The following is a 19,856-nucleotide window of genomic DNA, read 5'->3' on the forward strand; positions in this document are numbered from 1 at the left end:
GGGGGCCAGGTCGGTGGGGCCCGGATCGGTGGGGCCCGGGTCGAGGGAAGCCGGGTCGGGAGGGGGCGGGTCGAAAGGGGACCGGGTCGGGGTCAGGTTCTGCGGAGCAGCATCGCCGCGCGGGAACCCGGCACGCTCGTGGCCAGCAGGTAGTACCCGTCCGGTGCGGTGCGGCGGTCGACGAGGTTGATCAGCGGGTCGGCGGCGAAACAGTGGCCGGTCCGCGCGGTGTTGGTGGTGTCGAGCTGGGCGGGTGTGAACCCGGCGAGGCGTTCCTTCATCACGACGATCGGCAGGAAGAGGTTGTTGTGCAGGACGCCGGCCAGGTCGCCGGGGGTGAGGCCGTGCGGGGTCAGCAGGGCGTCGTTGACCTGCCTGGACAGGTCGGCGCTGATCTCGTTGCCCCAGTCCAGGGCGCGGGGGTCCTGCGCGGTGGCGGAGCCGAGGATCTCGTAGTCGCCCGGTCTCGTGGTGACCAGACAACCCGCGGCGCCGTCGCTGAAGAGGGCGAAGTTCTCAACGCGGGCGCTCTCCGTGGCCATCCGGTCCGCGGTGATCACCAGCACGTTGTGGTGCCGGCCCGCCCGGACCAGCGCCTCGGCCACGCCGAGTCCGGTCACCAGGTTGGTGCACCGGTTGAGGGTCAGGCCGAGGAACGGACAGTCGAGGCCGAGGCCGTTGAGCACGGTCTCCATGAACCCGCCATGGGTGTGCGCGTCGCCGGGGAACCGGGTCGAGCACAGCACCAGCAGGTCCACGTCCGCCGAGTCGACGATCGTCTTGCCGGTCTCGACGACCAGCTGCTCCAGGGGCTTCTCGGTGCGGCGGACCTTGCCCCAGCCCCACAGCCGGGGGTCGGGCGGCATGCCGTACTCCCGTACCCGCTCGGCGAATCCGGGGATCTCGTGGTGCTCCTGCTCGATCTCGCCGAGCAGATAGCGGGGGGAGGCGAGGTGGACGGAGGTCATGGCCGGCCGGTGGAGTCCGGTGGATGCGACGGCCTTGCTGAGCGGGACCTGGTCAGCCATGCTTTCCTTTCTCGCTCCGCGGAGCGGCCTAGATGAGCTCGACCGGCAACGCCTCGGCCGCACGGCGTATTACATCGATCACGGCTTCGGGAGAATTCTCGAAGTAGAAGTGACCGCCCTCCGACCAGAATTCCTCCGGCTCGTCCCTGCTTTCACCGGTCCAGTCCTCCAGGTCGGCGGGACGGACCAGCGGATCGTCCACTCCATTGATCAGGGATACGCCGCAGGACAGTGCGGCGGCGGGCCGATACCGGTATTCGGCCACCATTCTGAAATCGGCCCGGACGTCGGGAAGTATGAACTCCTGCAACTCCGGATCGGCCAGGATCTCCGGCCGCAGACCGCCGTAGACGGCCAGGGCGTCCGTGAGGCGCTGTCCTTCGAGTGCCGCCACCTCGACCATGAGCGGGGTCGGATGCAGGCTCGGCGCCACACACCCGGAGGCGATCAGATGGGCGGTCCGGTCGCCGAGTCTGCGGGCCACCTCGAACGCGATCAGCGCGCCCAGACTGTGGCCGAACAGCAGGATCGGGCCGGCTCCGTCGGCCGCGATCGCCTCGGCGGCCTGCTCGCAGACCGCGTCGATGCCGGTGCGTCCGGCGGGTGTGACGGCGACCAGGGCGGTCACTCCGGCCAGTGCCTCCTGCCAGTCGACGAACGCCTGAGCCCGGCCACCCGCATGCGCGAAGCAGTAGGTGCGGGGCCACCCGGCCGGCACGGCGCGCGCCATGTCGAGCCGCGTTTCCATCGGCGTTCCTCCTTCTGCCGTAAACACGGTGGGGGCAGCGGTCAGGCGCACATCAGCAGAACACCCATTACATTCTTGGCCCTAGCACGAACTTGTCAAGACCGGATTCCGGCACGGAAAAACTTCCGCGAATCCGATCGGCGAATTCAGGACAGGTTTGAATACGGCCGAGAAAATTCAGTGCGAACGATTCCGGTCACTGTTCGAAGCAATGCGCGGGTCGGCGCGGGGAGCCACCGAACCGCGTGGAACAGCGCGCCACGGCGATGTGCGCCCCCGAACACGCCCCCGGAGGCACCGGCGTACTAACGCCAGAACTCGGCCGTCGGCCGCGCGGCGGCCAGCCCCTGGGCGTGGCCTGCGAGGGCCGCCGCCGCGCGCACGGCGGGGTCGAGCAGATCCGGCCCGATCGCCGCCACGGCGGCCTCGTCCGGACGGATCACCGTGACCCGCGCCCCCCGCTCGCGCAGCCCGGCGAGCTGGCCGTCGAGGTCGGCGCTGCCCGCGGCGACGATGACCTGGAGCACCAGGACCCGGTCGCAGCCGGCGGCGAGGTCGGCGTTCTCCGTGGTGCGCACGCCGCCGTCGATGTAGCGGCGCCCTCCGATGCTGACCGGCGGGAAGACCCCCGGCACCGCGCAGCTGGCCGCCACGGCGTCCACCAGGCCGACGTCCTGGCCGGGGCCGAACACCCGCTCCTCGCCGGTCTCCGCGTCGACGGCGACGATCCTCAGCTCCGGCGCCGACGGCCACCGGTGCGAGGGCAGCCGCGCCGCGATCACCGCGCGCCGCTCGGCCTCCGGCACGGTCGGCGCGGCCAGCGCCATGGCCCCCAGCCTGCGGCGCACGTCGAGGGCGTCCGCGGCTCCGTCGTAGGCGTCGAGCATCAGCATCATCAGGTCGTCCGGGTCGACGGTGGACGTCAACTCGGTTGTCTGAAGGGCCGGATTGACCTGCCGCCCCAGGAGTTCCGCGAGGGGGGTCCCGCTGGTGATCTGCGCGGCGACCGCCGCCCCGGCGGACGTCCCCACGACCAGATCCGCCTCCAGCACACCGGCTCCGCCTTCGACCAGACCGGCCAACAGCCCTGTCTGCCAGGCGACTCCCGCCACTCCGCCACCGCCGAGGACCAGTGCTCGTCGAGTCATCCGGCGATGATATGCCGGGAAAAGGGTGTCCGGGTGGTGGCCGTACCCGCGCACCTGCGGTTTTGAGCCGCTACCAGCCCCGGCGGTACGCGAGTTCCGGACGCTTGAGCCGGGTCACCAGCGCGTACGAGCCCGCCCACCTTCGGCGACAGCGCGCGGGGATTGCGGTCGTTGACGACGAACAGCCGGGGCGCGTCCTCGGTCACCAGGGACAAGGCCTGCCGGTAGTCCGCCCGACGCTTGCCCTGGTCGGTGGAGGCAGCCGCCGAGGCGAGCAGCTCGTCGACGCGCGGGTTGCTGTAGTTGCGCGTGCGCCCGTGGCCGACTGGTCGAGGACACTCCGGCCAGGGCGTGTCCGGCGGATCAGGCCGGAGGAAAACGACGGTGCGATGTCGACGCGGGCGAGCGGGGCTTGGTGCGTCGAGGCGCAGGGCGGAGAAGGGAGTCGACGCGATGGGGCCCCTCCCGCGCGAACGAAGCCGAGCGTGGGGAATTCGGCCACCGACGACAACTCCGCCGGGGGTCCGACACGTCTTTCGGGCAGTGGGGGACGCCGTGCCAGGCCCCGCGTCTCCGGCCCGATCCGCCGGACAGGCCCTAGTCGGTGTAGTGGTATCGAGCTTTGAGGATCTTGACCTGTTTGTCGTCGGCCCGGTAGACGAGTCGGTGTTCGTCGTCGATGCGTCGCGACCAGTAGCCGGACAGGTCACCCTTGAGCGGTTCGGGCTTGCCGATGCCGTTGAACGGATCGCGCTGGATCTCGCCGATGAGGCGAACGACACGGCGCACCATCTTGCGGTCGGTCTCGAGCCAGTGCAGGAGGTCGTCCCAGGCGGCCGGGTCGAAGTTGACGTCCCTCACTCCTCACCGGCCAGTTCCTGGAGGTCCTCAAGGGTCTTGGTGACCCCTGTCCGGCCCGCACGATCACGGGCGACAGCCTCCATGAGGCGGCGGGCGTTGGCCGGCGAGCGCAGCAGGTAGATGGTCTCCTGCCAGGCGTCATAGTCCTCCGCCGACATGAGTATGGCGTCGCCGTTCTTGGAGTGGATACGTACCGGCGCGTGGTCGTCATTGACCTTTTTGATCAGGGGAAAGAGTTCCTTGCGCGCCTCGCTGGCGGTGAGGCCCATGGCAGACCACCTTTCTCAAACGGTACGTAATATCGTACCAGACTGGTACTGAAATCCGTACCACTCGGCAGGTGGCGCCTTGGTGCAGGCGCTGGAGGCCGCGGCGGCCTCACTTACCCCGATGTCGTCGGAAATGGTAGGCAGCAGGGGCGAGACCAGAAACGTCTCGGTCCCGAAGAGAAACAACAGCGCGAACACGCCCGCGTAGCGCAGCCACTGAAACCCCTCGGGGGCCTCGGAATTGCCGCTCAAGCGGATCACCACCTTGTCAAGCACCGATCCGGGGCCGCGTCCCGGCGTCGCGGGGCCGGTCGGCGCGTACAGCGACCCCGACGAACCCGATGCCGTCCGGCCCAGCCATGCTCAACGAATGCACAGCCCCCCAACCAGACAGGCATTGATCCTGTGACCAGAGGTCACACCCTGGCCCCGCTCACTGGCCCACAGGTCCAAAGCCACGGCGCAGCACGCCGGTCAGAGGCACAAAGAGCGAAGACACGGCAGACGAGTCGGGCTGTACGCCGGGGAGAGTAGCCACGTCGCTATGGCCAGCGCAAACAGGCAGCGAGGCTGCTTCCATGGCTACCTTGACGGCTACATAGGGAGATGCCCCTGCCCTGGCGCGGTTTCCCCGAGGCAGCGGGCCTCGCGCTGCGCCCGTTGCGCAGAAGCCACACGAGATCACTCTCCTCAGCGGGTAGCGGCAGTGGCTGCCACGCCTCCCATCAGCGGGCTGGGTTCACCGTGCCAGACGATGGTGAGCGCGTCCCTGGCCCGTGTCGCGGCGACGAAGAGCAATGACCGGGCCCGCTTGCACTCCGCCTGGTACCGGGCCGGGTCGGTGCGGCGCAATGCCTCCACGGAAGCCCTTGGGACAAGACCCCTTTGCACGCCCGCGATGACCATCCGCTGGTACTCAAGCCCCTTGAACCGGTACATCGTGCCGATGTGCACACCCTCGTCACCCCGAGGGCCGTCGGCCGTGATTTCGGTGGACACGATGCCGTTTTTCGCCAGCCGGGCCGCCACTTGGGTGACCATGTCGTTCGTCGGGACGCACACCGCGATGTCCTCACGCCGGATGTCGTGCCAGGCTTTGATCTGCTCGGTGATCGCGTCCAGCTCATCCTCGGAGGAGTCGGTGCGTCGCACCACCGGCTCGCTCCCGTACAGCACCGAGCGGTAGCCGGCCAGGGTCTCCTCGTCGCCGTCCAGATCGTCGTAGCGTTCGTCGCCAAGCACAACGAGGGCGGACTTGAGGATTTCGCGGGTGGTCCGGTAGCTCAGGGTGAGCTTGGCGGAGCGGCCGCGAATATGTACGCCGAGGCTGCCCAAGGTGACGCGATTGTCATAGATGCGCTGGTGGGTGTCGCCGACCAGGAAGATGTCGTCCGGCCCGGCGGCAACCATGGCCCGCAGCATCTTCCAGTGGGCGGCGGCCAGGTCCTGGGCCTCGTCCACGACGATATGCCGGTACCGATACCGCTGCCAGGCGCCTATTGCCGACTCGGCGTGCACGTTACCGAGACCACCGCGTTCCTCTTTGTCCCGCGCCGCCGCCTCGATCCGTGCCGTGCGTTCTATCTCCAGACGAGCGGCCCGTTCGGCGACCTGACGATGGGTCTCCAGGTTCTTCTCGTCGAGCCTCTGGGTGAACCTTTCGGTCAGCTGCCAGATGTCGGCCCGGTCCGCGCGGGTGATGCTCCTGCCCCGTCCGGCTCGGCGCGCCTTGAAGTATCCGGCCCGGGAGTTGACCGCCTGGCCGAGGATGACCTGGGTCCACTCGTCCATCAGGAATTCGGCGTCCCACTTGGTCTCACCAGTTTCGAGCAATATCTGCCGCCACTCGTTCAGAGCGCGTGTGTCGTCGATACGGCTCTTGACGCTGCCTGGGTCCGCCTCCCGAACCACTCGGGTCGCCAGCTGGTCGACATGCGCGATCTCCACCCGGGCCACGGTCTCTGGGCCACCGAGCGCCAGCAGCCGCGCGCGCAGGTCCGCGGCCAGGTTCTTGTTGAAGGTGGTCAGCAGGATCTGCTTACTGTTGCCGGGACCCAGCCGGTCCACGAGGTGCTTCACCCGATGCAGGGCGACAATCGTCTTGCCAGTGCCAGGACCGCCGCCGACCCGGGCCGGACCTGAGTACCGGCGGGTCACGAGCCGCTTCTGGGTGGGGTGAAGGAAGACCTTCCAGCGCCCGAAGTCGCCCTCCTCGATGATGCTTTCGAGCTCCTTGTCGGTCGTGATGACCGTGGTGTCGGTGCGTTCGGCCGCCGCCTGGTAGTCCTCCGGGTCGATGTCATTGACCTCGACCGGTTTGGTGACCTCTTCGAGGACCTGCTGATACGGGGTGTCACGCAGCCGCAACAGCACCTCGCCTGTGTGCCGCGGTGCGTACTCGACGAGGCCGAGCAGCTCCTCGTCGGAGGTCAGCCGGGCGACGACCGGGATGAGGGACTCCGCCACGCCGAGCTCCACGAGCTGCTCCGGCGTAACGTCGGCGAACAGCGGACGCTCCTGCACCGGCTGGGGCGTCGCAGGGGCCGAGCGAGACACCGGCGGGCGTCCCTGGCGCAGCACACCGGACTCGACGATCTCCAGGTCGACGTAGTCGATGCTGCCGGTGATCTGGTTGATCCCGTACGAGAGACGGTCGAGGTTCTCGTACACGTGCCCCCGGTGCTTGACCGCGACCAGCAGCCATTCCGACTCGCTCAGGTGCAGCAGGAGCGCCCGATAGTCGGCGTTGACGCGCGCGGAGTACAGGCGGTCATGGCCTTCGAGCTGCTTCAGCCTCAGGCCCGGGTGGCGGGGGTTGGCCCGGAAGTCGTGCTGGAACTTGTAGACGGCACCGACGATCGCACGGTCGAGCTTGACGATCTCCCGGTCGGTCTTCTCCAGCAGGCGCAGCGTGACCTTGGTCGGTGCGGCGGGGGTGGGCGTGGTCATCGTTCGTCTGCTCCCGTACGGTCCGTTCCGGCGATACGTCGTGCGAGGTCGGTGGGGTCCCATTGGAGGGCGGTCCGGGCGTCCCAGCCCGCCGTGGCGAATGCCGCGTCGCGGTCGGCCGCCTCGTAGTCGGGGCCGTCGTGCGCACCCGCGGCCAGGACGACGGCTGCTTTCGCGGCGGGCCAGGCCAGTTCGGCCTGCCACCCGGAGTCGTTCAGCTCGTGGCCTGCCTCGGCCGCCGGTACGCCCATGTCGGCGAGACGGCGGGCGAGGTCGCGCAGCCCCGGTTCCTCTTCGTCGAGGAGGAGCAGTACGTCCTCCCAGGCAGCATCCCTGGTCACCCGGGTCTGCCCGCCTGCCTGTCCTCCCACGCCCGCGGCGACCGAGAGCTGCGCGGCGTCGAACAGCGGCAGCTCACTCGCGGCCAATTGCCGAGCGTCGCCCTCGCCTTCGGCGAGGAACTGGATGAGGTTGCCCCAGTACAGCCAGGCCTGCCAGCGGTGCTGGTGGGCCGCCGGGTCCTTGGTGACGGCTTCGGGGCTGTCGTCCAGGACGGCGAGCGCGGTCCAGGCCGCGGCCACGGGGCCCGGCGTCATGTCGACCGCCAGGACGAGCGGGCATCCGCTCGCGTCGGCCACACGTACGACCTGGACAGGCCCTTGAGCACCGGGCGCGTCCTCCCCGCGAAGGCGCTTGTTGATCCGGGTAGCCGCGTCTTGCACGGTCGTGGCCGTCCGAACCGCTTCCGGTAGCGCGATCAGACCGGACAGGGCTGCCTGAGTACGCAGTCGCCATCGCCGCAGATCGGGATCGGCGAGGAACTTCAGCAGCGTGACCACCGGGTTCTGCCAGACCGTGTCGCGCAGCTCGCGGGGATCGCCGCCGTACTGCCCCTGGAGAACCTGCCCCGCTATCCGCATGGCGTTGTTCTGGTACGGCTCCCAGGCCGGCCGGTCGGAGGCGGCGCCTTCACCGTCCCAGCGGGCCAGGTCGGTCCAGGTCAGCTGGAACACGACCCAGCCTTCGGCACGGAGGCGGGCCCGGCGGGCCGCGTCCTCGGCGATGCGGTTGTGGTCGGCCGATGCGTGGTACTGGAAGCCGTCAAGATAGATCGCTACACGCAGAGGTTCGGCATCCAGCCTGCGGACCACGAAGTCCGGGCGGGTCCAGCCGAGATCCTCCTGGGGCTTGATCTGCCAGTGGACGACGGTCTGCCCGTCTGGTGCGGTGAGTCTGAGATCCGTGGCGATGGTGCCGGACGGGTCCTGGGCGTGCCGTACGCTCGCCTGGGTGTCCTTGCGGCGGGCCCAGGCCACGAGGCCTTCCAGGAAGCGGGCTTCGAGCTCGCTCTCCACCTGGCGCCCCAGGGGGATCTCATGGGTGGCGGCGACGGGGGTGATCTGCCAGCTCTCGACCGCGTCGCCCAGGACCTCGCGCAGCATGCCGAGCGCCGCGACCCGGCTGACGTATGCGTACTCGGTGCCCGAGACGTGGCGCAGCAGGCAGCGGTGGCAGGCTGCCTTCCCTTCCTCCTTGCAGGGGCAGGTGTCGATGCGGTGGCGTGCCGCCACGAGAACGTCCCGGAAGGTGGCCGGGTGGGCGAGGCGGTGCAGATAGCCGGTTCCGCCGGGGAGGGTGTCGTACACCACGAGGAAGCGGCGTCGGATATCGCCACCGCCCGACTGGTCGGGCATGGAAGCGACGACGGCCTCCAGGTGGTCGGGGTTGCCGCCGTAGGTCTCGGCGATGCCTGCCCGCAGCAGCGCCTTGAAGGAGGAAAGCCGCTCCTCGACGTGGGTCGTGGCGGCGGGCAGCAGGATGCGCAGGGCCTCGGTGTGCAGTTCGTGGGCGAGCAGCAGGGAGACGTCGCCGTCCGGGCGGCCCCGGCCTCGGAAGCGTGGGCACCAGGGGCGATGGTGGGACCGGTCCGGGCGGCGGGCGAGGGACGGGCTCAGGGCGTCTGGAGACTGGTCGGGCGCGGGGCGACCCTTCGCCGTGGCGCCACCGCACTGGGTGCATACGTAGAAGGGATTGAGCCGGACGTCCTCGCCCGCGAAGGAGTCAGTGGCGGGGACGTCGAAGCGGGTCTGTCCGAGGTTGAAGGCACGGACCGCGGCTCGTCGGCTGAAGTCCCAGCCGAAGGTGGCCTGTTGGTGCCGCCACGCCGACTCGATGTCCTCGGTGGGGATGTCCACGGCCGTGACGACGGTGTACGTGAGCCGCTCGCGTTCGTCGGACTCGTCCCTGACCCGGGCGTCGTCGCGCCGGTCCCGGGAGGTGACGCGGGTGGGCTGGAGCACCCGGTGCAGACAGCCGCGGTCGCCGATGGCGCCGCCGTGGCAGCGCGGGCAGGCAGTGGTGTCGTCCTCGGCCCGGTGTGTACGGACGTAGCCGCAGCTGGGACACACCCGCCATACCAGCCACTTGGGGCGTTCGGCGCTGCCTATGTCCAGGCCGGAGACTCGGTGCTTGTACCCCTTGAAGTAGAAGAGGTTCCCGGGGGCGTAGTCCGTGAGCGCCAGCCGGGCCGCCCGCTCGTGGCTGACGACCTTGCTGTCGTAGGTGGTGGTGCCGTCCTCGCCCTCCTCGGTCCAGGTGAGGGTTGCCTCCAGTTCCGTACCACCGTCCACCAGGCTGTAGTTGGGCAGCAGGCCCAGATCGACCAGGGTGCCGTGGGCGCTCTCCCTGCCGATCTCGGCGAACCGGCGGGCGACGGCGGCCCGTTCGGCACGCAGTTCGCGGTCCTGCCGGACGTGTTCGGGGTCGCCGGCGATGAGCTGGGCGCGGGCCTCGTCGATGGCGGTGAGGCGGCTGCGCAGGTCGGCCAGGCGCTCTTCCCAGGTGGCGGCGGCTCGTTCGACGGCCGGGCGCAGTCCTTCGGTGGCGAAGCAGCGCAGGGCGTGAGCCGTCTCCTCGTCCACGGCGGGCACGTCGTCCTCGTTCACGAAGAGGGTCAGGAACTCCTCCACGAGGTGCGCGCCCCTGGCCAGCGCGGCGTCCGTGAAGTCGTGCAGCCAGCCGGTGTCTCCGAAGAGGGTGGAAGCGAGTCGGGGCAGTGGGAGCACCTCGGGCGCGCCGTCCTCGTCGGGGCCGCGCAGCAGGCCGCGGGCCGCGAGGTCGACGAGGCGGGCCGCGTACTGGCGGCGCAGGATTTCGGCGGCCGACAGGTAGCAGCCCGGCGGGTGGATCTCCCCCGCAATCATCTGCCGCGGCTCCTGGAGGTAGTAGAGGTCGCGCGGGCCGCGGTCGACGAGGGTGAGGAGGTAGGCGTTGCCGCTGGAGCGTCCGGCCCGGCCGACCCGCTGCACGTAGTTCGCGGGGCCCTTGGGCAGGGAGGCGAGCACCACGGCCGACAGGACGCCGATGTCGATGCCGAGTTCGAGTGTGGGGGTGCAGGACAGCACATTGGGGTCGGTGTAGTGAGTGCCGCGCCGGAACTCGGCCTCGACGGTCTCCCGTTCCTTACGCGTCAGGGCGCCGGTGTGCTCAGCGGTCACCACGGTGTAGGCGCCGGTCTCCCGGTACAGGCGCCGGTAGTAGTCCTTGGTGTAGTCACGCAGACGCGACACCGACTCGCTGCCAGGCTCGGCGGCGCCTGCGAGTAGTTCTCCGGAGCACTGGTAACGCGGGCAGGGCTGGCGGTGCCAGTCGTCCAACTGGTCGGGGTGGACCGTCTGCTGCCAGGAGCAGACGGGGCAGCGCGCATAGGCGTCGCCCACGATGTCGTCGGCGAGTTTACGGACCCGGATGTGGCCGGGCTGAAGGCCGTAGACACGGGTCGCGCCGTCCTTGGCAGTGTGGACGCAGAGGATGCCGGCCTCGGTCAGGCGGGGCAGCAGGGTGCGGACGAACTCGGCGGCCGCGTCGCGGGGCAGGCCCAGACAGCGGGTGGTCCAGTCCTGGTACCAGTTCTGCGCCGAGCCGAGGGTGTCGAACTGTGTCTTGTCCTTGCCCCGGTCGAGGAGGAAGGCGGGTGCCGAGATGCCGGGCGGGAAGGCGGGCATGCCCGACGGCCGTCCGCCCCATACCAGCCACCGTCGCACTCCGGCCTCGTCGAGCCAGGGATCGAGCCAGCGGTGGCGTACGGCGCCCCGGATGCGCAGCCGCTCCAGGATGCCGCGGACGTAGCCGCGGAAGCGCTCCTCGTCCGGCACGGTGCCGTCCGGCAGGGCAACCAGGGCCGGAGTCCGCTGGAGCAGGTCCCGGACGATTTCGGTGGCCTGCCCGGGGTCGGGGAGGTCGACCTCGGCCGCGGCGGTGCGGGTCAGTTCCAGGGTGCGGCCCTGGCGGGAGCGCAGGCCGAATTCGAGGACGGCGGCGAAGGACAGCCGCTCGCCGACCAGCTCCCAGGTGGCGCGGCTGCCCTTGCTACGGCCCGACAGCAGTAGGTCAACACCGTGGATGTCGTGCAGGGCCGGGGGCGCGACGGCGGCGAGGACGTCACGGTCGACGACTTCGGCCAGGCAGTCCGCCACGATGTCGTTAAGCGGCCGCGCGGTGTCCTCGTCCAGCTGGTCCGCCAACAGGGCACGCAGCGAGAAGTCGTAGGCCCGGTTGGCGACGAACCCCGCGCGGTGGGCGGCGTCCTGCACGGAGTCGTTGAACAGCAGCGTGCGCCGCTCCGGGCCGGGCGCTAGCTCGCCGCCGGTGAACAGCTGGGTGATGGAGGCGGCAGCCAGGGGGGCGAGTCCGCGGCCGAGGAAGCGAATGGCGTTGCCGGTGGCGCAGTTGGGGCAGCGGTCGTCGGCGGCGGCCTGGTCGTTCATCAGGTCGACGCGGACGAACGCGGCGTCCCGGAGCCCCTTGGCGGCATGGATGCCGTAGGCGTCGGGCCGTTCGAAGTCCTTGTCGGGGTCGATGGGCCGGATGCGGCCCTGTTCACCGTCGAGGACGAAGACCGAGCCACGCCGTCCCGTGTCCTCGGCGGGGGCGAAGGCGGACCGGTGGGCCTCGGCGACCGTGGCAGCGATCAGGGTGCGCACCAGCCGCTTGTCCCTGCTGAGGGACGCCTGCCGGATCTTCGCCGGGCTCATCTCCAGTTCGGCGCGGTCGTGTTCGCGGGAGAGGGCGGCCCAGCCCGACCGTCCGCACTGTCGGCAGTGGACGGCGGGCAGGAATACGTTCGCCGGCGGTACGGCGGAGTCGAGGGCCGCCGCTGCCTCGGGCTCGTCGGCCACGGGGCCCTCGCCCGTGCCAGTGGACGCCGCGGCTTCCTCTCGGGGCCGGTCCTCGTCCCAGCGGAACTCCGGCCTGGGACCGATGCCGCGCAGCACGCGTGAGACCGACCGCACCCACTGGTGGACCTCCACCGTCAGCAGCGGTCGTGGCCGTTCCGCCGTGCTGTCCGGGCCCTGCGCGACGGACATGAGGGCGATGAACCGGGACAGGGCCTGCGCGGCTTCCTCGGGCTGCTGCTGGACGGCCATGCCCCAGTGGTAGGCGTAGCGCGGCAGCGCGTCCATGATCTCGGTGCGGGTCTTGGGCCGTCCGTCGAGGATTTCGAGGACGGCCGCGGTGAGCCGGTGGGTGCGCAGGATCTCGCCGAGCTCGACCGGGGTCGGCGGGCGGTCGCGGTGCTCGTCGGGCCGCCGGGTGAAGGCGTCCACGAGACGGTCCATGGCGTCGGAATCGCGCAGGGGGTCGCCGAGGGTGATGACGTCCTGCGGGGCCGGGAAGGGCAGGGTGAAGTCCGACTTCCCGGCGAACTGCTGGACGGTCATGCGGTCCTCGCCGACCACCGAGTCCGGGCCGAACGGTGTGCCGAAGACCTGGGCCGCCACGTCGAGGATGGTGCCGCCGCCCTCCGCCGCCGGGAGGTGCAGGGCCCCCGTCACAACGGGAGCGCTCTCGCCGAGGGTCGCCGAGGTGGCGACGGGGCACACGTCGCCGAGCGGGCGGCCGGGCCGTGCCTTGCCGGTGGCGGCACCGAGCCGTCGCATCAGCATGGCGACGTCCGTGCCCTGGGCGCCGTCGTAGGTGTGGAACTCGTCGACCACGACGTGGGCGAGGGCTTGGTCCTGCCACAGCGGGATGTCTTCGGCGCGCTGGAGTAGCAGGTCCAGCATCTTGTAGTTGGTGATGATGATGTCGGGCCGCCCACCGCGGATGCGCGCCCGGTCCGTCTGTACTCGCGCGTAGCCGGTGGCGGGCTCGTCGCCGATGTAGAGGGCGGCTGACACCTGGGCCAGGCGCGGGTCCTTGAGCTGCTCGTTGAGGCGTTGCGCCTGGTCGGTGGCGAGCGCGTTCATCGGGTACAGCAGAATCGCCTTGACCCCATCCTGACCGGCCGCCCGCGCACGGCGGCAGTGGTCGAGCACGGGCACCAGGAAGGACTCGGTCTTGCCCGATCCGGTGCCGGTGGTGATCAGGGTCGGCCGGGCCGGGCCGCGCAGCGTGGACAACCGCTGCCAGGCCCGCGCCTGGTGCCGGTAGGGCTCGAAGCCGTCGGGCACCCATTCCAGCGCCGACTTCCAGGCGTTTCCGGCCGGTTTGAAGGGCGTGCGGATCCGCAGGTACGGACCGCGGAAGATGCCGCCCTGCTCGTCCCGCAGGAAGTCCTCCAGCGCACGCCGTTCACCCTCGTCCGCGAGGGCGAACGTGGTGGTCAGGTACTGCGTGAGGCTGTCCCCGACCTGTTCGGCGGCGAGAGTGGGGCGCACCCGGTGGCTCCTTGTCCTTCAGCGACGGCTGGTACGAAGTCTCCTACACGGCTACGACATCTCATACGGCGCGAACCAGCAGGTCGGCCGGGATGCCCGCGACCGGCGGGGGTTCCCTGTCACCCTCGTACCCGAGGTGGACCTCTTCCCGCGCGCGGGTGAGAAGCACGTAGTACGTCATCCGCAGCGCGGCCGCTCCCGGGTCGCTGCTGTCGGTATGGATGTCGGGAACGAATACGCTGTCGAACTCCAGGCCCTTGGCGCTGGCCCGGCTGATGACACGGATGCCGGGCCGCCCCAGGTCGAGCGTGCGGTGACGGCCCTCGGCGGCGGCACCGACGTACACCTGGGAGCGCAGCCGGGGCGCGGCGCGCTCCAGGTGTTCGTGCAGGGCGAGTTGCTGCCGTGTCGTGCGCAGCACCACGCAGATGGTGCGCTGCGGATGCCGTTCGGCGTGGGCGACGAGCTGGGCCACCAAGGCGCGCTGGTCGGCGTACCGCCACAACCGGGGAACAGGTCCGGTTCGGGACGGCAGAGGCGGCGGAGTGGCTCCGGTGTGGAAGCGGGCGGCGAGGGCCGCGACGGGCCGAGTCGTGCGGTGCCCGGTCGTAAGCTCGTGGCGGGCACAGTCCCGCAACGCCGTACTGATCTCGTCGAGGGTGGACTGGGTGTCGGTGATGCGCTGGCACTCGTCGGCGAAGACGGTGACGGGAACACCGAGCAGATGACACAGCCGGTAGAAGGAACGGGGCAGGTCCTGGCCTTCGTCCACGACGACGGCGAACGGCTCGGCCGGCTCCTCCACCGCGGCAAGGGCGAACAGTTCGGACCAGGCGAACCAGTCCTCGGCCGCCGACGGGGCTCCTTCGCCGGTACGGGCCCGGTGCCACGCCTGGATCCACGCGTGCACGGTGGAGATCTCGACGTCGCCGTGGACCGCCAGTGTCTGGCGCAGCAGATTGGACCGGGTCAGCAAGTGGACCCGTACGCCGGTGAGGGCCAGCAGGCCGGCGCGCTGGGCGGCGAGCACGCTCTTGCCGGAGCCCGGCGGCCCGGTGACGAGGTGGTGCCCCTCGAACGGCAGGTCGCGCAGCAGGTCCTGCTGTTCCTCACTGAGGTCCAGGTACGTCAGCGTCACCGGTCGTCGTCCTCGATCTCCCGGACGGCGAGCTCCCGGGCCGCCGTGATGACGTCCTCGAAGTAGCCGGGTACGCCCGCCCCGCCGACGAGCAGCACACGGTCGAGCAGCGCGTTGCCGGTCTCGCAGCTGGTCTCGGGCAGCAGACAACAGGCGTGGCACGCAGCGCGGTTGAGGTTCGCGTAGCCCTGTCCGGTGTGCTCCGCGCACAGCGGGTCGGCCGAGCACCAGGCGGCGGCCTCGGTCAGCCGCAGCAGGGTCTCGGCGAGCCGGGGCGGCTCGCCCTGGCGGACAAGGCCGCCGAGGGTGCCCTCGGCATCCCCTGCGGCGGTGTAGACGAGAACGCCCGCCTGTGTGCCGCCGCCGGACCGGGCGTACACGCGCTCGCGCAGGGAGGCGGTGGAGTACCCGGACTCGAAGGAGAGCTGTCGGACGAGCAGGTGGGCGAGGGTGTGCAACAGCACGAACCGGGGCAGCAGTTCGGGCCCGGTGAGGGCTTCGAGCCGGTCCTTCTGGAAGGCCCTGTCGAGGTCGTCCCGCATCCCGCGCACCCGGTTGCGTACCTCGCTGTCACGCTCCCAATCGGTCAGTCGGCGCTCGTCCAGGGCGAGGAAGACTCCCTCGCCGAACACTTCGACGGCGGGCAGCCAACGGGCCCGCCGACCGGTGTCCACCGGGACGAACCTGGCGGTCGGGGTGACCCGGCTGAAGCCCTGGATGGCGCGCACCTCACGGAGCCGGTCGGCCACGACCACGCGCGCGACCTTGTCCCGCAAATCCACCCAGGGCGCCTCGGTCTCGTCCTCCAGCCCGAGCCCGGCGTCCCGGATGACGAAGTCCCGGGTGGGTTCCGGCGCGGGAGCGATGAAGGCGGCCCATTCGTCGCTGCTCAGGTCCGGGTACACCACCTGGTGGGGGCGCTCGCCGGGCCCGTCGGCCGGGACGCCCGTCTCCTCCGCGAGCAGGGCGTCGAGAAGGGCGTCGTCGGCTCCCGTGTCCTCGGTGATCATCGACCGGATGAGTGGGGCGCGCGGGCCGTCGGGCGCCTTGCACAGGGCGAGCCACATGTCGTGAAGGCGTACCCGTTCGGCGATGTCCCCGTCGGTGGCGGTCTCACCACTTTCGGGGATGTCGAGAGCCGAGTGGACGACGGGGTAGTACAGGTTTCCGGCGGTGCGCTGGACGATCTGTACGGGCCCCGGGCAGTCCTTAGCCGCTTCGCTCCGCCGCTGCCACGGGTTACGGCCCGTGCACCGCATCCGCTTGGCCCCGAGGACGTCGAGCAGGTCCCGGGACGCGGCACGGCAACCGTCGGCCGTGCACGCCACCGACAGGGCCTCCAGGCCGGTCGCCCGTTCTTCGAAACGGAACCGCAGGTGGTCCCGGTCGGGGCAGGACTCCCGCTGCTCCGGGGTGAGCTCGGAGTGCGCCCAGTACCACCAGTCGACGTCACCGAGATGGCCGGACGGGCAGATCTGGACGAACCGCATCGGGGTGAGCTGCCGCTGTGGCGAACAGCTGCGGCAGCGCGGCGGCTGCCCCGGCCGTTCGTCCGCCACCCTCCAGTGCGTCATCCGTCGGCACGCCGGACAGAACAGCCAGGCGGGGAAGCGGATGTACGGCGGCCCGGCGGCGTCCGGGATGTCCCAGGCGTCGTGCGGGGCGGGCGGCGCCGCCCGGAATCCGCTGACGCCGAGACGCGCGGCGAGCCGGGGCGAGGACACGGGCTGATGGGCTCGGGGCCAGTCGCCGATGCCTGCGGCGACGAAGGACTCGCCCTGGACGTCGAGAACGGCGCCGGTACCGAACGGCACCACGGTCTGCGCCTGGCGCACCCGGCGGCGGCTCATACGTCGGCTCCCTTCACCACGACCTGACATTCCCGGTCGACGTTGCGCATGGAGTGCGGGGTCTCCCACAGGCCCCCGCCGCGGTCGAAGTCGCGCAGCAGGTTGTGCTGGCCCTTGCCCTGGGTGCGGTAGTGCAGGCGCTTGCCGTCGCTCTGCGCCTCCCGCGCCGCCTCCTGCCAGTTCTGGAACAGCCGGAAGAGGTCGTCGCGGACCCCGGGCGCAGCCTCCGGGTCGCTGCGCCAGACCCACTCCACGAGCCGTTCGGCCTGGGTGCTGACGTCGGCGACCCGGTCGAGGACGTCACCGGCCGCGTCCTCGGCGCTGAGCCCGAGGCCGTGCCGGACGAGTACCACGAGGGCCGCGTGCAGGGCACGTCTGCGGGAGGGCACGGACCAGGGCGTGACGGTGGTCGGCTCGACGTGCCGGTACAGGGCGGCGTGGTACGTGCCGAAGGTCTCGTAGTGCGAACGGTCGCGCGGCTTGGTGGCGTTGAGGAAGGTCACGACGAGTCCGGGCACCCCGTGCCGTCCCACCCGGCTGGTGGCCTGGATGTACTCGGCGGTTGCCTTGGGCTGGCCGAGCATCAGCATCAGGGCGAGGCGCTTCACGTCCACGCCCACGGACAGCATGTTGGTGCAGGGCAGCAGGGAAATCGCCGCCGGGTCGTGCCAGGGCTTCTCCAACCGGTCGAGCACAAGGGGTTGTTCGCTGCGGTCCAGGCTGCTGGTGAGTTCCTGCACCTGCCCCTCGGTGAGCACCCGTCGTTCGGCGACCGGGCCGATACCGCCGAGCTGCGCGGGGATGTCGTCGGCCGCGGCGGTGACGGTGCGGCCCAGCTCGCGGAGGCTGTGGTGGTAGGCGACGAGGGTCCAGTAGTCGTCGCGGTGCTCCTCGGGCAGCTGCAACGGCCCCTGGAGGAGGGTGGCGGCGGTGGCGACGGTGGCGCGACCGGCCGTGTGTCCCTGTGCCATGACCCCGACGTACAGGCGGCCGGGCCGTTCGGTGTCGGGCTCGGCGAAGTAGGAGGAGCGTGCGTCCAGGCCGGCGGGCGGGAAGAGCTGTACGGGCCGCCCGTACAGTCTGCGGACCTGTTCACCGGAGCGGCGGATGGTCGCCGTGGAGGCGACGATCTTCGGGCTCTGCTGGGCGGGCGAGCACAGTTGCAGGATGGCCGCCTCGTACAGGCCGACCGTGGTACCGAGGGGGCCGGTGAGCAGGTGCAGCTCGTCCTGGATGACGAGGTCGGGCGGCAGGGCGCCGCCGCGGCCGAAGAGCCGTCCGGCGTCCCGTTCCCAGGCGAGCCGGGCGAACTTGTCGACCGTACCGAGGACGAACGTCGGGGGCTTGTCGTAGAGGTGGGCGTCGACGACAGCGACGGGGAGTTCGTCGTGGAAAGCGCAGTCGTCGCGGGGGCAGAAGAAGCGGAAGGACGAGGCGCGCGCGTCGATGCCGTAGTCGGAGCGGTCCGGGGACTTGCGTTCGGGCACGATGCGGGTGCCGCACCAGGGGCAGCGGTCGAGGATGAAGCGGTCGTCCGGGGTGGCGGCGGCACGCACCTCGTCGAAGGCTTCCACGGCCGACTGGTACGAGTTCGGGGTCGTCGCCTCGCCGACCCACAGCCCGATGGAGAAGGGCTCGCGCCCGAGCGCCACCGGATCGGCCCGCCTGAGGCGTTCCAGGGCGCACACGGTGGTCGCGGCACGCTGGAACTGCTGTGTGGTCAGCAGCGACAGCGTGTACCGGCTCAGTACGGCGGTCCCGCCGCCCGGGGTGCCGCGCGGCCGGAGCCTGCGCAGGACCATCACGACGGCGGCGAGCAGCAGATACGCCTCCGTCTTGCCGCCACCGGTCGGGAACCAGATCAGGTCGACCGTCTCCCGGTCGGGATGGGACGGGTCGGCCGCGCCTTCCACCGCCATGAGGAAGAAGGCGAGCTGGAAGGGCCGCCAGGAGGCTCCCGGGTCAGGCGCCGGGTCCAGCTGTACGGCGGCACCGCGGGCGTGCCGTTGTCCGGCCTGGTCGGGTTCGCTGTGCCGCATCTGGAGCGCCATGGCGGCGTTCGCGGTACGGAAGGCCCGCCGCAGGTCCTCGTTCTCGTCGGCGCACAGGGCCTGTACGCCGCTTTCCATGCGCTGTACGGCGGTGCTGATCCGCTCCAGGATGCGGCGGGCGGCGGGCCGGGCCGAGGAGGGTACGTCCGTGGCCCACTGGCTGTCGCACCAGTCGCGGTAGCCGCGCACGAACTCGTCCAGTTCTCGCCGCAGTTGACCGACGGGGAGGGTCTCGTCGGCGAGCCGCTCCAGCAGCAGCACGGGCGCCCTCGGCCCCGCCGCCCGCACCGTGGGTACCTCGGTCTGCGGCATCACCTCGGCGTGAACACGAGTCACGCGCCCGTCGCCCGTGCGCTCCTCCCGCACGGCGCAGCCATGGCCGACCGCGTAGGTCTCGACATGCCGGTACTGAAGGCGAAGTTCCTGCTCCTCCTCGTCGCGGCTGGCGAGCCGGACACCGGGGTACGGAAGAACCTCCCCGTCGACGGGCTCGACGCCGAGCCCCACCTGGAACAGCATGCTGTCCCACTGCCGTTCGCGCTCGGCGGCGCTGAGGGACTGGCGGGGCGCGCGGGCCGTGTTGACGAGGGCCACCGTGACCAGTCGTCCGTGTCCGAACGTCCGCCAGGTCACCCGGACCTCACCGCGCCCGCCGAAGACGAGGGCGCCCGGCTCCCCCGGCTTGAAGGAGCGCGGCTCGGCGGGCAGCGGGATGCGCTGCCAGCGACGCCGACCCTGCTCGTCGCGCTCGGTGAGATAGCGGGCGCCGTCGACCGAGACGCGGAGTTCTGCGGCCGTGGTGAACAGGGTCAGTCCGAGCGATGAGGGAAGCCAGGAGTTCGCTTCCGGCACGGGGTCGTCCCGTTGGGCGGTGTCCTCCCGCTGTTCCTCCGCGCCCGGTGCGTCGAGTACCTCGGCAGAGAGCGTCAACTGCCGGTGCAGGTCTGCGTCCTGGGGATACAGGGTGCCCATCAGGTACAGCCGGTCGGGCGGGGTGGTCACCGTCTCGTGCTCGCCCTGGGCGGGCCCGACGAGCTGAGTGCGTACGAACGCAACGAGTTCTTCCCTGGGCCCCATGGCCCCCGTGTACCCCATGCCGCCCCCTGATGACCGAACGTACCGGTCCGCAAGATCGTATCCGGCATATGCCGGATG

11 protein-coding genes are annotated in these 19,856 nt (G+C 70.7%); all 11 read right to left on the reverse strand.

The features are described 5' to 3' along the window. Positions 1-92: 92 nt before the first annotated feature. Positions 93-1,028: a 3-oxoacyl-ACP synthase gene (locus ACIQAC_RS02790; RefSeq protein WP_402186332.1), complete on the reverse strand. Its 936-nt coding sequence runs from the start codon at positions 1,026-1,028 to the stop codon at positions 93-95. A 28-nt stretch (positions 1,029-1,056) separates the two neighbouring features. Continuing rightward, positions 1,057-1,776 (reverse strand): thioesterase II family protein, encoded by a 720-nt coding sequence (locus ACIQAC_RS02795; RefSeq protein ID WP_402186334.1) that lies wholly within the window; start codon positions 1,774-1,776, stop codon positions 1,057-1,059. 305 nt (positions 1,777-2,081) lie between these two features. Further along, positions 2,082-2,924, reverse strand: a complete 843-nt coding sequence (locus ACIQAC_RS02800) for a patatin-like phospholipase family protein (RefSeq protein ID WP_402186336.1) — start codon at positions 2,922-2,924, stop codon at positions 2,082-2,084. Between the two features lie 597 nt (positions 2,925-3,521). After that, the gene (locus ACIQAC_RS02805; protein WP_402186338.1) at positions 3,522-3,785 is read right to left on the reverse strand and encodes a Txe/YoeB family addiction module toxin; all 264 of its coding nucleotides are present in this window, start codon (positions 3,783-3,785) and stop codon (positions 3,522-3,524) included. Then, a complete protein-coding gene (locus tag ACIQAC_RS02810; RefSeq protein ID WP_402186340.1) occupies positions 3,782-4,054 on the reverse strand; it encodes a type II toxin-antitoxin system Phd/YefM family antitoxin in 273 nt (90 codons plus the stop codon). The genes ACIQAC_RS02805 and ACIQAC_RS02810 overlap by 4 nt, the downstream gene beginning before the upstream one ends. A 15-nt stretch (positions 4,055-4,069) precedes the next feature. Beyond that, positions 4,070-4,330: a hypothetical protein gene (locus ACIQAC_RS02815; protein WP_402186342.1), complete on the reverse strand. Its 261-nt coding sequence runs from the start codon at positions 4,328-4,330 to the stop codon at positions 4,070-4,072. 414 nt (positions 4,331-4,744) lie between these two features. Next, positions 4,745-7,003, reverse strand: coding sequence for a UvrD-helicase domain-containing protein (locus ACIQAC_RS02820; RefSeq protein WP_402186344.1), 2,259 nt, complete (start codon positions 7,001-7,003; stop codon positions 4,745-4,747). Further along, positions 7,000-13,662 carry a DEAD/DEAH box helicase gene (locus tag ACIQAC_RS02825; RefSeq protein ID WP_402186346.1) on the reverse strand — a complete coding sequence of 2,221 codons (6,663 nt, stop codon included), beginning with the start codon at positions 13,660-13,662 and terminating at the stop codon, positions 7,000-7,002. The genes ACIQAC_RS02820 and ACIQAC_RS02825 overlap by 4 nt, the downstream gene beginning before the upstream one ends. 61 nt (positions 13,663-13,723) lie before the next feature. After that, positions 13,724-14,800 carry an AAA family ATPase gene (locus ACIQAC_RS02830; protein WP_402186348.1) on the reverse strand — a complete coding sequence of 359 codons (1,077 nt, stop codon included), beginning with the start codon at positions 14,798-14,800 and terminating at the stop codon, positions 13,724-13,726. Beyond that, the gene (gene drmB / locus ACIQAC_RS02835; RefSeq protein ID WP_402186350.1) at positions 14,797-16,650 is read right to left on the reverse strand and encodes a DrmB family protein; all 1,854 of its coding nucleotides are present in this window, start codon (positions 16,648-16,650) and stop codon (positions 14,797-14,799) included. Before drmB ends, ACIQAC_RS02830 begins: the two co-directional genes overlap by 4 nt. Next, positions 16,647-19,778 carry a helicase-related protein gene (locus ACIQAC_RS02840; protein ID WP_402186351.1) on the reverse strand — a complete coding sequence of 1,044 codons (3,132 nt, stop codon included), beginning with the start codon at positions 19,776-19,778 and terminating at the stop codon, positions 16,647-16,649. Before ACIQAC_RS02840 ends, drmB begins: the two co-directional genes overlap by 4 nt. Positions 19,779-19,856 lie beyond the last annotated feature (78 nt).

Origin of the sequence: Streptomyces sp. NPDC088387 (genome assembly GCF_044753385.1) — a bacterium.
In the GTDB taxonomy this organism is placed as follows: domain Bacteria; phylum Actinomycetota; class Actinomycetes; order Streptomycetales; family Streptomycetaceae; genus Streptomyces.

What these genes read in the sequence shown, in the direction of transcription:
- ACIQAC_RS02790 (WP_402186332.1), bottom strand. Translation starts at nt 1,028, where the DNA reads ATGGCTGACCAGGTCCCGCTCAGCAAGGCCGTCGCATCCACCGGACTC.
- ACIQAC_RS02795 (WP_402186334.1), bottom strand. Translation starts at nt 1,776, where the DNA reads ATGGAAACGCGGCTCGACATGGCGCGCGCCGTGCCGGCCGGGTGGCCC.
- ACIQAC_RS02800 (WP_402186336.1), bottom strand. Translation starts at nt 2,924, where the DNA reads ATGACTCGACGAGCACTGGTCCTCGGCGGTGGCGGAGTGGCGGGAGTC.
- ACIQAC_RS02810 (WP_402186340.1), bottom strand. Translation starts at nt 4,054, where the DNA reads ATGGGCCTCACCGCCAGCGAGGCGCGCAAGGAACTCTTTCCCCTGATC.
- ACIQAC_RS02820 (WP_402186344.1), bottom strand. Translation starts at nt 7,003, where the DNA reads ATGACCACGCCCACCCCCGCCGCACCGACCAAGGTCACGCTGCGCCTG.
- drmB (WP_402186350.1), bottom strand. Translation starts at nt 16,650, where the DNA reads ATGAGCCGCCGCCGGGTGCGCCAGGCGCAGACCGTGGTGCCGTTCGGT.
- ACIQAC_RS02840 (WP_402186351.1), bottom strand. Translation starts at nt 19,778, where the DNA reads ATGGGGCCCAGGGAAGAACTCGTTGCGTTCGTACGCACTCAGCTCGTC.